Source organism: Agilicoccus flavus, from assembly GCF_014857905.1.
GTDB classification, from domain to species: Bacteria; Actinomycetota; Actinomycetes; order Actinomycetales; family Dermatophilaceae; genus Agilicoccus; species Agilicoccus flavus.
Genome location: NZ_JACYXE010000008.1, coordinates 215,411 through 228,391, shown reverse-complemented (window position 1 = coordinate 228,391; position 12,981 = coordinate 215,411). Strand labels below are relative to the sequence as shown.

The window sequence follows — 12,981 nt, the reverse complement described above, 5'->3', positions numbered from 1 at the left end:
CGCGTCGGACGCGCGGCTCAGTGGCCCATGCCGAGGCCGCCGTCGACGGGCACGACGGCACCCGTGATGTAGGCGGCCTGCGGGGAGGCGAGGAACGCGACGGCGGCGCCGACCTCGCTCGCGGCGCCGAACCGCCCGGCGGGGATGTGGCCCCTGTACGTCGCCTTGAGGTCGTCCGAGAGCTCGTCGGTCATCGCGGTCTCGATGAATCCGGGAGCGACGACGTTGGCCGTGATGTTGCGGCCGCCGAGCTCGCGGGAGATCGAGCGGGCCACCCCGACGAGGCCGGCCTTGCTCGCGGCGTAGTTGACCTGACCCGGGCCGCCGTGCAGGCCGATGACGCTGGAGACGAAGATCATGCGGCCGCCCTTGCGCTTCATCATCGGGCGGACGGCGCGGCGGGCGCAGCGGATGGCCCCGACGAGGTTGGTGTCGAGGACCGCGTCGACGTCCTCGTCGCTCATGCGCATGAGGAGCTGGTCGCGGGTGATGCCCGCGTTGGCGACGAGGACGCCGACGCCCGAGCCGGTGATCTTCTCGGCCTCGCCGAAGGCCGCGTCGACCGAGGCGGTGTCGGACACGTCGAGCGTGACGGCGTCGAAGTCGTCGGGCGCCTGGCCCGACCGGCACCCGACGACCACGCGGTGTCCGGCGTCGCGCAGCGCGTGGGCGATGGCCAGCCCGATGCCGCGGTTCCCCCCGGTCACCAGGGCGGTCGTGCTCGTCGTGGACTCGGTCATCGGGGGCCTCTCGTTCCGGTTCGTCTGGTCGTCGGCGCTGGTCGTCGGCGTGGCCGGATGCGTGGCGTGGGGCGACGCGATGCGGCGTGACGCCGGTCACGGCCGGCGGCCGTGGACCAACGTACTACGGCGGCGGCGTACGGGTCCCCGTGAGCACGAGCCGGGCGCGACGGCGATGCCGACCGGGCGTAGCCTGAACGGATGCGGACTTCCACGGGCGGGACCTCGGGGGCCGGCCCGGCCGACGGCCGGGCCCCCCGGGCCCGTCGGCCCCACCACGGGTCCGAACCCCGGCAGGTGCAGTCGATCTCGGCCCTGCCCCCGTCGCCGGCCGTCGACCGGGCCCGGCGGCTGCGCGGCTACCTCATCTCGATGGGCATCCGGACGGTGGCGTTCGCAGTGGCGGGCCTCGCCGTCGTGGTCGGGTGGCCGTCCTGGATCGCGTGGGTCTGCATCGTGGCCGCGGTCCTGCTCCCCTACCCGGCGGTCGTGTTCGCCAACAACGTCGACCGGCACGTCGCCCCGGCCCCGCCGGTGCTCGGCGTCCACCGCTCGCTCGGCCCCGCCGGCCAGGCTCCTCCGCCGGAGGACGACCCGTGGCGGGGCTGAGTCTCTTCGGCGCATCGCCCGGCGACGGCGGCGCGGGGTCGCAGGAGGTGCCCGGTGACGCGCCGCAGTGCAGCGCCAAGGGGTGCCGCGCCGACGCGGTGTGGGCCCTGCGCTGGAACAACCCGAGCCTGCACCCGCCGGAACGGCGCAAGACGTGGGCCGCGTGCGAGGAGCACCTCGAGCACCTGTCGGCGTTCCTGTCGATGCGCGGGTTCCTGCGCGAGACCGAGCGGTTGCCGGCCTGACGGTCGTGCGTCCGTCGGCCCGACGAGTCCCACCCGTCGGGCGTGAGGCTCAGCCGCCGATGGACGACATCGGTCGCGCGGGCTGGGTGAAGTCGGGGTCGCCGATGCCGTGGCCACGGCGCTTGCGCCACATCTCGCCACGGATGAGCCGCACGAGCTCGGCGTCGTCCGCGCCGTCGCGCAGCGGGCCGCGCAGGTCGAGCTCCCCGCGCGCGAACAGGCAGTTGCGGACCATGCCGTCGGCGGTGAGCCGCACGCGATCGCACGCTCCGCAGAACGGGGCCGTCACGCTCGCGATGATGCCGACGGTCGCGGGGCCGCCGTCGACGAGGAAGCGCTCGGCCGGGGCGCTGCCCCGCCCGGGCACCGGGGTGAGGGTGAACCGCTCCCCCAGCCGCTCGCGGATCTCGTCGGCGGTGACCATCGACTCGCGGTGCCAGCCGTGCTGCGCGTCGAGCGGCATCTGCTCGATGAAGCGCAGCTCGTAGCCCCGCTCGAGGCACCAGGCCAGCAGGTCGGGCGCCTGGGCGTCGTTGATGCCCCGCATGGCCACCGCGTTGACCTTGACCGGGGTGAGGCCCGCGTGCGCCGCAGCGGCCAGGCCCGCGACGACGTCGTCGAGGCGGTCCCGGCGGGTGAGCGCCTTGAACGTGAGGCGGTCGGTCGTGTCGAGGCTGATGTTGACCCGCGTCAGGCCGGCGTCGGCGAGAGCCTGCGCGGTCCGGGCGAGCCCGACGCCGTTCGAGGTCATCGCGATGCGGGGCGACGGGTCGAGGGCGGCGATGCCGGCGACGATGTCGGGCAACCCTCGCCGCAGCAGCGGCTCGCCGCCGGTGAGACGCACCTGCGTGATGCCGAGGGAGACGAACACCCCCACGACGCGCAGCAGCTCGTCGTCGGTGAGCATCTGCGGCTTCGCCATCCAGTCGAGGCCCTCGGCCGGCATGCAGTACGTGCACCGCAGGTTGCAGTGGTCGGTGAGGGAGACGCGCAGATCCCGACCCACCCGCCCGAAGGTGTCGACGAGGGCGTCCGTGCGAACCGGGGTCGCGACATCCATGCCGCTCACGTTACGCGCAGGTGCGGTGGGTAGCGTCTGCCGGGTGGTGCGCACGCTCCTGACCCGCAAATGGGCGACGGCCCTCGTGGTCGCGGCCCTCTTCTGCGTCGCGTGCGGTTTCCTCGGCCGCTGGCAGTACGGCCGGCATCTCGAGAAGGTCGAGCGGGCCCGGCTCGTCGCCGCGCACTACCACGCGGCGCCGGTGCCCGTGACGGACGTCGTGCCGCCGGGGGCGTCCGCCCTGCCTGCCGGCACCGAGTGGACGCGCGTGGAGCTCGACGGGCGCTATCTGCCCGACGAGCAGCTCCTCGCGCGCGGCCGCCCCTCCGCGAAGGGGGTCGGCTTCGAGGTGCTCGTCCCCTTCCGCCTCGATTCCGGTCCCACCGTCCTCGTCGACCGCGGCCGCGTCGCCGCGGGCGAGCGCGCCGACGTCGTCCCGGCGATCCCGGCCGCGCCGCCCGGACCGGTCCGCGCCACCGGGTGGGTGCGCCCGGGCGAGGAGTCGGTGGGTGACGCCCCGGCCGGGCAGCTCGCCTCGATCGACCTCGCCGCCGCCGCGCGCGCGACCGGCGCCCCGCTGCTGCCGACGTACGTCGTCCTCGAGGCCGAGGACGACGGCTCGGGGGTCCCGCCTGCGCGTCCCGAGCCGCTGGGCGAGCCGGACACCGGCCTCGGCACACATCAGGCCTACGCGTTCCAGTGGTGGCTCGCGGCGCCGCTCGGCTTCGTGCTCGTCTGGGTGTTCGCGCGGCGGGAGTGGCTCGAGTCCACCGGCCAGGCCGAGAACCGCGCCCGCGACCGGGCGGCGCGCAGGGCCGCCCGACCGGCGAAGGTCCGGATCTGGGACGAGGAGGACGGCTGAGGCTCGCGCGTCAGCCCCGAGGTCGGGCGCCGTCTCCCGCGAACTGCGTCGTGTACAGGTCGGCGTACAGCCCCCCGGCCGCGAGGAGCTCGGCGTGGCGCCCCCGCTGCACGATCCGGCCGCCCGCGACGACGGCGATGACGTCGGCGTCGCGGATCGTCGAGAGCCGGTGGGCGACGACGATGGCCGTGCGGTCGGCGAGGGCGGCGTCGAGGGCGCGCTGCACGGCGACCTCCGACTCGCTGTCGAGGTGGGCCGTCGCTTCGTCGAGAACGACGACGCCCGGGTTCTTCAGCAGCAGACGGGCGATGGCGAGGCGCTGCTTCTCGCCCCCGGAGAGGCGGTGACCGCGGTCGCCGACGACGGTGTCCAGGCCTTCGGGCAGGGACGCGACGAGATCCCACACGTGGGCGGCCCGCAGCGCCTCGACGATCTCCTCCTGCGTCGCCTCGGGACGGGCGTACGCGAGGTTGGCGCGGATCGTGTCGTGGAACATGTGCGCCTCCTGCGTGACGACCCCGACCGCCGCGCGCAGCGACGCGGACGACGCCTCGCGCACGTCGACCCCGCCGAGGCGGACGGTCCCGGACGTCGCGTCGTACAGGCGCGCGACGAGGGCCGTGATCGTGCTCTTGCCGGCGCCGCTCGGTCCGACGAGGGCCACGGTCTGCCCCGGCCGGGCCACGAGGTCGACGTCGTGCAGGACGGGCGCGCCGGCGCGGCGGTCTCCCGTCGCCGTCGACTCGAGCGAGGCGAGCGAGATCTCGTCCGCGCCGGGGTAGGCGAAGCCGACGTGGTCCAGCTCGACGGCGACCGGGCCGGGCGTAAGGGTGACCGGGGTGGGCGACTCCGCGACGAGCGGGCGCAGGTCGAGGACCTCGAAGACCCGCTCGAACGAGACGAGGGCGGTCATGACGTCGACCCGGACCGTCGCGAGCGCCGTCAGGGGGGCGTAGAGCCGGGCGAGCAGGGCCGCGAGCGCGAGGAGGGTGCCGACGGTCATGGCGCCGGACACGGCGGCCACTCCCCCGGCGCCGTAGACGATCGCCGTGGCGAGGGCCGCGATGAAGGTCAGGCCGGTCATGAAGATCGACCGGTTGAGGGCGATGCGCACCCCGATGTCGCGGACCGCGGCCGCTCGCTGCGCGTAGCCCTCGTGCTCGCGGGTCGGGTCGCCGAAGAGCTTGACGAGCAGGGCCCCCGCGACGTTGAACCGCTCGGTCATGCGGCTGCCGAGGTCGGCGTTGACGTTCATCGAGTCCCGCGTGAGGCCCGCGAGGCGACGCCCGACGATGTGCGCCGGCACGAGGAAGATCGGGACGACGGCGACGCAGGCGAGGGTGAGCGGCCACGACAACGAGGCCATCGCCGCGAGGATGACGACGACGCTGACGACGTTGCTCACGACCCCCGACAGGGTCGAGGTGAACGCCTGCTGCGCCCCGATGACGTCCGAGTTGAGGCGGGAGACGAGCGCCCCGGTCTGGGTCCGCGTGAAGAACGCGACCGGCTGCGCCAGGACGTGCGTGAACACGGCGCCGCGCAGGTCGTAGATGAGCCCCTCGCCGATCCGGGACGAGGCCCAGCGTTGCGCCACCCCGAGGACCGCGTCGACGACGGCGAGTGCGGCGACGACGAGGGCGAGGCCCACGACGAGCTCCCGGTTCCCCGCGATGACGCCGTCGTCGACGATGCGGCGCAGCAGCAGGGGGGTCGCGACGACGAGGACCGCGTCGGCGACGACGAGGACGAGGAAGACGGCGATGAGTCGCCGGTACGGCACGGCGTAGCGCGCGATGCGTCGGACGGTCCCGGGCTTGAGGCGCTGGCCCTTGACGGAATCCTGCGACATCGAGCGCATCATCTGCCACCCGCCAGCGGCTGCCATGGGGCGCTCCCGTCCTCGTACCCCGGCCGCGAGGCGCGACCCGAAAGGAGACCGCGCGTTCGGGCGACGGTCCCTGCGTGCCAACACCGGCACCGGTCGGGCTCTTCCCTCGCCCCCGCGGTCGCCGGTGCCGGCGACCACGCGGGCGGCCGCGGTGGCCCCGATCTTCTGCCTCGACGCCGGCGGGCCGCGGCCGGCCGAGCTGCCGGTCGAGGACTCAGGCCAGCGAGATGAGGTCGAGGTAGTCGGGGCCCCAGTGGTCCTCGACGCCGTCGGGCAGCAGGAGCACCCGCTCCGGCTCGAGCGCCTCGACGGCCCCCTCGTCGTGGCTGACGAGGACGACGGCACCCTCGTAGCCCCGCAGGGCGCCGAGGATCTCCTGGCGGGAGGCGGGGTCGAGGTTGTTCGTCGGCTCGTCGAGCAGCAGCACGTTGGCGGACGACACGACGAGGGTCGCGAGCGAGAGACGGGTCTTCTCGCCGCCGGAGAGCACCCCGGCGGGCTTCTCGACGTCGTCACCCGAGAAGAGGAAGCTGCCGAGGACCTTGCGGACCTCGGTCTCCCCGAGGTCCGGGGCCGCCGACTTCATGTTCTCGAGGACGCTGCGGTCGACGTCGAGGTTCTCGTGCTCCTGGGCGTAGTAGCCGATCTTCAGCCCGTGGCCCGGTTCGACGCGGCCGGTGTCGGGCGCGTCGACGCCGGCGAGCATCCGCAGCAGCGTCGTCTTGCCGGCACCGTTGAGACCGAGGACGACGACCTTGTGCCCGCGGTCGATCGCCAGGTCGACGTCGGTGAAGACCTCGAGCGACCCGTAGGACCGGGACAGCCCGCTCGCGCGCAGCGGCGTGCGCCCGCACGGCGCCGGCTTGGGGAAGCGCAGCTTGGCGACCTTGTCGCTGCGCCGCTCCCCCTCCAGGCCCGAGAGCAGCTTCTCGGCCCGCCGGGCCATGTTCTGCGCCGCCACGGCCTTCGTCGCCTTGGCCCGCATCTTGTCGGCCTGGGCGAGGAGGGCGCCGGCCTTCTTCTCGGCGTTCGCGCGCTCGCGGTGCCGGCGCTTCTCGTCGGTCTCACGCTGCTGCAGGTACGTCGTCCACCCGACGTTGTACTGATCGATCGTCGACCGGTTGGCGTCGAGGTGGAACACCTTGTTGACGACCGCGTCGAGGAGCTCGACGTCGTGACTGATGACGACGAGCCCTCCTGAGTACGTGCGCAGGTGCTCCCGCAGCCAGACGATCGAGTCGGCGTCGAGGTGGTTGGTCGGCTCGTCGAGCAGGAGGGTCGAGGCGCCCGAGAAGAGGATGCGGCTCAGCTCCACGCGGCGGCGCTGACCGCCGGAGAGGGTGCGCATCGGCTGGCCGAGGACGCGGTCGGGCAACCCGAGCGCGGAGGCGATCGCCGCGGCCTCCGACTCGGCGGCGTACCCGCCGGCGGCCTCGAATCGCTCCTGGAGGCGGGGGTAGCGGGCCATCGCGGCGTCGTGCGTCTCCGGGTCGACGCTCGCCATGGCGCCCTCGGTCTCGCGCATCTTGCGCACGATGACGTCGAGCTCGCGGGCCGACAGGATCACGTCCTGCGCGATGCGGTCGGGGTCGCCCTCGCGGGGGTCCTGCGGCAGGTAGCCGATCTCGCCCGAGCGCGTCACCGACCCCGCGGCCGGCTCGCTCCAGCCGGCGAGCACCTTGGTCAGGGTCGTCTTGCCGGCCCCGTTGCGCCCGACGAGCCCGACGCGGTCCCCGGCCGCGATCCGGAACGTGGTGTCGTCGAGCAGGAGTCGGGACCCGGCGCGCAGCTCGATCCCGGTGGCGGCGATCACGGCATACTCCTCGTCACTTCGGGGCAATGGACGGACGCTCCACGGCGAGTCCTGCCGGGCCGGCGCGGACGGTCACCGGGGCGTCATGTCGTGGGTGGGCCGCCGCCGCGCGATTCGGTGCGATCGTGGCGGTGGGATCCGGCCCGACCAACCAGTCTAGGCGGGCCGACGATCGCCGACGCACGACGGTCGTGCACTGAGAGAGGACGGAACGATGACCTTCAACGACAACGCGCAGCTCGACACCTCGCAGGTGGGTGGCGGCGGCGGGGGCGGCTTCCGACCCGGTGGCATGGTCCTCGGCGGGGGCGGCGGCTGCCTGTCGGTCATCGTCCTGCTCGTCGTCCTCTTCCTCAACGGCGGCCTCGGGGGCGGCGACGGCCAGCAGACCCCGGCCGACCCGGGGCAGGCCGGGCCGACCATGAACCGCGGCGGCGTGGGCGGCGGCGGGCAGCTCGGTTCCGACCAGTTCTCGGACTGCCGGACCGGCGCCGACGCCAACCGCGACGCGCGCTGCCGCGTCATCGGCACCGTCAACAGCGTGCAGGACTACTGGAGCAAGGCCCTGCCGGCGCAGTCGAACGGCCGGTACGAGTGGCAGCCGACGAAGACGATCCTCTACCAGGGGCAGACGCGGTCGGACTGCGGACAGGCCAGCAACGAGGTCGGCCCGTTCTACTGCCCGATCGACCGCCAGGTGTACATCGACGCCTCCTTCTTCGACCTGCTCACCCGCCAGTTCGGCGCCGACTCCGGCGCCCTCGCCCAGGAGTACGTCGTCGCGCACGAGTACGGGCACGCCCTCCAGGACCAGCTCGGCCTGCTCGAGCGCGCCCAGCAGGACCCGAAGGGTCCCGAGAGCGGCGGCGTGCGCATCGAGCTCATGGCCGACTGCCTCGCCGGCATGTGGGCCAAGGACGCCTCGACGACCAAGGACGCCAACGGGAACACCCTGCTCGAGCCCCTCACCCAGCAGGACATCGACTCCGCCCTCTCGGCCGCCACCGCCGTGGGCGACGACCAGATCCAGAAGAAGTCGCAGGGCCGGGTCTCGCCCGAGAACTTCACGCACGGAACGGCCGATCAGCGCCGCCGGTGGTTCATGACCGGGTACACGAAGGGCAGCTTGAACGCCTGCAACACCCTCGACGCGCGCAGTTTGTGACGTTGCGTCCCGATCGGCTGGTCACGCTGTGACTCTCCGACGCGCCCGGGCGTGCGCAAGAAATTTAGTTCCGTCCCGAGGGGCCCGTGACCGTCCCGAGATCGGGCCGTGACCACTCCGTGACATCAGACCGGTGATCGGTGCGTAGACCTCTGACCTGCGCCGTTAGGACGTCGCCCGACGCCGCGGCCCGGATCCCCTCGGTGGGGATCCGGGCCGGGGCAGGCGCTGCCCGAGACGTCCAGGAACGCAACGCGCCATCCTGACGTTTGAATCCGCCTCCGACCTTGGTCTATGTTTGCCGTGGCCCGGTTCCCCTGACCGGTCCACCGAGGGTGACGCTGAGTCCTGCCACCACCCGCGGTCAGAGCGCACAGACATGTGTTGGTGGCAGGAGCGGTGCACCCAGTAGTTCGGGTCCAACGGTCGACAGTCGACATCAGACTGCTGATCAGCGGATCCTCGGGGTGAAGCCGACCGACGTCGATCGTATCGGGGCGATCGAGGGAGGCGGCCGGGGACGCCAGGTCTCCGAATCCGACAGGTCATGCCTCGCAAGCGCTTCCTGGACACACCTTCATGAATCGCGTTCTTTCTGCTGCCCCGGCTCGCGTCGCGTTGACCGGAGTGCTCGCCCTCGGTCTCGGCGGTGGCGTCACGGTCGCGTCCTCGGACGCTGCGCACGCCGCCCCGGCCGCCGTCGCCACGAGCTCCGGCTCCGGCTCCGGCTCCAAGGCCTCGCTCCGCTCCGGCTTCTCCGCCGCGCAGGGCGTCATGGCCGTGCGGATCGCTCGCACGAAGAAGGGTTCGCCCTACCGCTGGGGCGCCTCCGGCCCCCGCGCCTTCGACTGCTCCGGGTACACGTCCTGGACGATGAAGCGCCTCGGCAAGAAGATCCCGCGGACCGCGAACGCCCAGTACCGCGCCTCGAAGAAGATCAACCGCTCGTCGGCCCGCCCCGGCGACCTCGTCTTCTACGGGGGCGGCCACAAGTACCACGTCGGCATCTACGCCGGCAACGGCCGCATGTGGTCCGCCCCGCGGACCGGTGACGTCGTGAAGCTCGCGAAGATCCGCGGCGGCGCCTCCTACGGCCGCGTGCGCTGACCGATCCCAGCACCTCGGATCGCCGCGACGCCCGTCTCACGCCCGTGAGGCGGGCGTCGCGCGTGTGTCCTCCCGGCCCAGGACAAGGAGAGACTCCGTGGTCGTCCGCACCGTCGGCTTCGACATCGATCTGACCCTCGTCGACACCCGCGAGCGCATCCTGCGCAGCGTCGTCGCCGGCTTCGGCGACGTGGGCGTGACGACGACGGCCGACGCCGTCGTCCCCCACCTCGGCATCCCGCTCGCGCACAAGGTCGCCGCCCTCGCGCCCGGGACGGACGTCGACGCGTTCGTCGCCGCCTACCGGCGCCATTACCACGCCCCCGACGCCCCGCCGTCCCCCGCGCTGCCCGGCGCGCGGGCCGCGCTCGAGGCCGTCGTCGCGCGCGGCGACCGGGTCGTCGTCGTGTCGGCCAAGATCGACGCGATGGCGACCGCCGCCGTGCAGGAGGCCGGCCTCGGGGATCTCGTCGCGGCCGTCCACGGCGGGGCGTTCGCCGCCGGGAAGTCGGTCCCGTTGCGGGCCGAGGGCGCGTGGGTCTACGTCGGTGACCACCCGGCCGACGTCGAGGCCGCCCGCGGCGCCGACGCCGTGGCCGTCGCCGTCGCGACCGGGTCGACCGACGCCGCCGGGCTGCACGCCGCGGGCGCGGACGTCGTCCTGCCCGACCTGCGTGACTTCCCCGCCGCCTACGACCGCCTGCGGGCGCGCGCGGACGGCTGAGCCGGCCGGCCGGTGGTTCAGCCCGCGACGGGATCGCGCGGCAGCTCGCGCTTGAGGATCTTGCCCGTCGCGCCCTTGGGGAGTGCCTCGATGAGGCGGACGTCGCGGGGGTACTTGTACGCCGCGAGCCGGTCCTTCACGTACGTCGACAGCTCCGCGGGCTCGACGCTCGCGCCCGGCTGGGCGACGACGTAGGCGACGATCTCCTCGCCCAGGGCGTCGTGGGGGACGCCGACGACCGCCACCTCGGCGACCGCCGGGTGCTCGTAGAGCACCTCCTCGACCTCGCGCGGGTACACGTTGTAGCCGCCGCGGATGATCATGTCCTTCGTCCGGTCGACGATGGCGTAGTAGCCGTCGGCGTCGCGCCGGGCGAGGTCGCCGCTGTGGAACCAGCCGTCCCGGATGGCCTCGTCGGTGGCGTCCGGGCGGTTCCAGTACCCGCGCATGAGGTTCTCGCCGCGGATGACGATCTCGCCGATCTCACCGTCGGGCACCGGGTTCCCCGCCTCGTCGACGACGTCCATCTCGACGCCGGCGACCGGGATGCCGACCGTTCCCGGCTTGCGCGGGAGGTGCGGCTGGTTGAAGCACGCGACCGGGGAGGTCTCGGACAGGCCGTACCCCTCGAGGATGACGCAGCCGAACCGCTCTTCGAACTTGCGCATGAGCTCGACCGGCATGGAGGCGCCTCCGCTGATGCAGACCCGCAGTGACGACGTGTCGGCGTCGACGTCGCGGGAGGCGGCGAGTATGGCGCCGTACATCGTCGGCACGCCGAGGAAAGCGGTCACACGGTCCCGGGCGATGACCTCCAACGCCTTGGCGGGGTCGAAGCGCGGGATGAGCGCCAGGGAGGCGCCGACGGCGAACGCGCTGTTCATCGCGCACGTCATCCCGAAGACGTGGAAGAGCGGCAGGCAGCCCATGACGACGTCGTCGGGGCCGAGGTCGAGCAGCGTCTCGCCCGTCACCGCCTGGTTCGTCTGGAGGTTGACGTGACGCAGCTCCGCCCCCTTGGGGCGGCCCGTCGTCCCCGAGGTGTAGAGCAGGACGGCCGTGTCCTCGTCGTCGCGCTCGGCGACCTCGACGCTCGGCTCGTGGTCGGCGAGGATCCCGGGGAGGTCGGCCACGTTGACGACGTCGACCCCGGCCTCGGCGGCGCCGGTCTGCAGCTCGCCGGGCAATCCGACGACGAGAGAGGCGCCGGCGTCGCCCAGGTAGAAGGCGACCTCGCGGGCCTTGAACAGCGGGTTCATCGGGACGACGACGGCCCCGACGCGCAACGCGCCGTAGTAGAGCACCGCGAACGCGGGAACGTTGGGCAGCGACAGGCCGACCCGGTCGCCGGGGCCGACGCCGCGCCCTCGCAGCCAGCCGGCCACCCGCGCCGTCGCGTCGTCGAGGCGGGCGTAGGTCCACACGTCGTCGTCGGCGCGCAGGGCCACGGCGTCCGGGCGTTCTCCTGCGGTGCGGGTGAGGTTACCGGCGAGATTCGCCATCGACGTCGCTCCTTTGCGGCGGGTGCGGGGTGCCCTTCAGGCTAACCCGCCTGCTCGCGTGGGTCGTCCCGCTCCAAGGGCCCGTCCAGGTGCACCCTCGCGACCCGGGCCCCGATCGCGCAGACGATCTCGTAGGGGATGGTGCCCAGGTCCGCGGCCATGTCGGCGGCCGTGTACGTCTCGCCGAGGAGGACGGCCTCGTCGCCGACGGCCGCGCCGCCCTCCGGCCCGAGGTCGAGCATGAGCTGGTCCATGCAGACCCGGCCGACGACCGGCCGCGCCCGGCCGGCGACCTCGGCCCGGCCGCGGTTCGACAGGTGCCGGTCGAACCCGTCGGCGTAGCCGACCGGCAGGGTCGCGACGAGCGTGTCTCGCTCGGGGGCCCACGTCCGGCCGTAGCCGACGGTCCTGGTGGCCGGCACCTCCTTGACGAAGGAGACGCGCGCGCGCCACTCCAGGGCCGGGCGCACGTCGACGGTCCGCGGGGTCGCCGCGTCGGGGTAGTAGCCGTAGGACATGATCCCCGGACGCACGAGGGTGAGCCACGAGTCGGGGTGGGCGAGGACCCCACCGGAGTTCGCGGCGTGGATCCACGCGGGCCGACGGTCGAGCACGGCCTCGACCGCGGCGACCGCGGCGGCGAACGTCGCGAGCTGACCGGCGGTGAAGGCGTCCTGTCCCGGGGTGTCGCTCGCGGCGAGGTGGGTGAAGACCCCGTCGAGGAGCAGTCCGGGGACGGCGGCGACCGCGGCGGCGACGCGGGCGACGTCGGCGAGCCCGGACTCGTCCCGGGCGTCTGCCACGGGCACGCCGATCCGTCCCATGCCCGTGTCGACCTTGAGGTGCACGGGGATCGGGTCCCGGCGCCCCGGTCCGCCCGCCTGCTCCAGCGCCTCGGCGACGGCGGCGACGTCGGCGCGGGAGGCCACCGTGAGCGTGACGTCGTGCCGGAGGGCGTCCGGGACGTCGCGCGCGGGCGCCGGCGAGAGCTTGAGGATCGGGAGGCGGATCCCGGCGCGGCGCAGGGCGACCCCCTCGGCGACGGTCGCGACCCCGAAGCGGTCGACGACCCCGGCGGCCTCGGCCCGCGCCGCCACCTCGACGGCGCCGTGCCCGTAGGCGTCGGCCTTGACCGGAAGGAGGATCGCCACGTCGGGACCGACCCGGGACCGGATCGCGCGCAGGTTGTCGTGCAGCACGTCGTGGCGGACGAACAGCCGCGAGTCCGGCGCCCCCGCCCGGGGGGTGCCGCGGTCCGTCACC

General features: G+C 73.6%; 12 protein-coding genes. 6 read left to right on the top strand and 6 right to left on the bottom strand.

Annotation, left to right across the window (positions count from 1 at the left end; all coding sequences use genetic code 11):
* Window positions 1–17: 17 nt before the first annotated feature.
* Window positions 18–740 (bottom strand): 3-oxoacyl-ACP reductase FabG, encoded by a 723-nt coding sequence (fabG, locus tag ICW24_RS13325; RefSeq protein WP_226346202.1) that lies wholly within the window; start codon window positions 738–740, stop codon window positions 18–20.
* Window positions 741–941: 201 nt separating this feature from the next.
* Between fabG and ICW24_RS13320 the strand changes: the two genes are divergently transcribed.
* A complete protein-coding gene (locus tag ICW24_RS13320) occupies window positions 942–1,349 on the top strand; it encodes a DUF3099 domain-containing protein (RefSeq protein WP_226346201.1) in 408 nt (135 codons plus the stop codon).
* Window positions 1,337–1,594: a hypothetical protein gene (locus ICW24_RS13315; RefSeq protein WP_264176605.1), complete on the top strand. Its 258-nt coding sequence runs from the start codon at window positions 1,337–1,339 to the stop codon at window positions 1,592–1,594. Before ICW24_RS13320 ends, ICW24_RS13315 begins: the two co-directional genes overlap by 13 nt.
* A 49-nt stretch (window positions 1,595–1,643) precedes the next feature.
* Here ICW24_RS13315 and moaA read toward each other — a convergent pair whose 3' ends face one another.
* Window positions 1,644–2,654, bottom strand: a complete 1,011-nt coding sequence (gene moaA / locus ICW24_RS13310; RefSeq protein WP_226346200.1) for a GTP 3',8-cyclase MoaA — start codon at window positions 2,652–2,654, stop codon at window positions 1,644–1,646.
* A 43-nt stretch (window positions 2,655–2,697) separates the two neighbouring features.
* On the opposite strand from moaA, the gene ICW24_RS13305 reads away from it, so the two are divergent.
* Window positions 2,698–3,516 carry an SURF1 family cytochrome oxidase biogenesis protein gene (locus ICW24_RS13305; RefSeq protein WP_226346199.1) on the top strand — a complete coding sequence of 273 codons (819 nt, stop codon included), beginning with the start codon at window positions 2,698–2,700 and terminating at the stop codon, window positions 3,514–3,516.
* Between the two features lie 10 nt (window positions 3,517–3,526).
* Here ICW24_RS13305 and ICW24_RS13300 read toward each other — a convergent pair whose 3' ends face one another.
* Entirely contained in the window at window positions 3,527–5,368 is a 1,842-nt protein-coding gene (locus tag ICW24_RS13300) for an ABC transporter ATP-binding protein (protein WP_226346198.1), read from the bottom strand.
* A gap of 253 nt (window positions 5,369–5,621) precedes the next feature.
* Window positions 5,622–7,220, bottom strand: coding sequence for an ABC-F family ATP-binding cassette domain-containing protein (locus ICW24_RS13295; RefSeq protein WP_226346197.1), 1,599 nt, complete (start codon window positions 7,218–7,220; stop codon window positions 5,622–5,624).
* Between the two features lie 214 nt (window positions 7,221–7,434).
* Between ICW24_RS13295 and ypfJ the strand changes: the two genes are divergently transcribed.
* The 3 genes from ypfJ to ICW24_RS13280 all read left to right on the top strand — a co-directional run bounded on the left by ypfJ (window position 7,435) and on the right by ICW24_RS13280 (window position 10,216).
* Window positions 7,435–8,385: a KPN_02809 family neutral zinc metallopeptidase gene (ypfJ, locus tag ICW24_RS13290; protein ID WP_226346196.1), complete on the top strand. Its 951-nt coding sequence runs from the start codon at window positions 7,435–7,437 to the stop codon at window positions 8,383–8,385.
* 579 nt (window positions 8,386–8,964) lie between these two features.
* Window positions 8,965–9,492, top strand: a complete 528-nt coding sequence (locus tag ICW24_RS13285; RefSeq protein ID WP_226346195.1) for a C40 family peptidase — start codon at window positions 8,965–8,967, stop codon at window positions 9,490–9,492.
* Window positions 9,493–9,589: 97 nt separating this feature from the next.
* Window positions 9,590–10,216: an HAD family hydrolase gene (locus ICW24_RS13280; protein ID WP_226346194.1), complete on the top strand. Its 627-nt coding sequence runs from the start codon at window positions 9,590–9,592 to the stop codon at window positions 10,214–10,216.
* A 17-nt stretch (window positions 10,217–10,233) separates the two neighbouring features.
* Here ICW24_RS13280 and ICW24_RS13275 read toward each other — a convergent pair whose 3' ends face one another.
* Together ICW24_RS13275 and alr are read right to left on the bottom strand one after the other, a co-directional pair.
* Window positions 10,234–11,718 carry a long-chain-fatty-acid--CoA ligase gene (locus ICW24_RS13275; protein WP_226346193.1) on the bottom strand — a complete coding sequence of 495 codons (1,485 nt, stop codon included), beginning with the start codon at window positions 11,716–11,718 and terminating at the stop codon, window positions 10,234–10,236.
* 41 nt (window positions 11,719–11,759) lie between these two features.
* Window positions 11,760–12,980 (bottom strand): alanine racemase, encoded by a 1,221-nt coding sequence (gene alr, locus ICW24_RS13270; RefSeq protein WP_226346192.1) that lies wholly within the window; start codon window positions 12,978–12,980, stop codon window positions 11,760–11,762.
* Between the last annotated feature and the right edge of the window lies 1 nt (window position 12,981).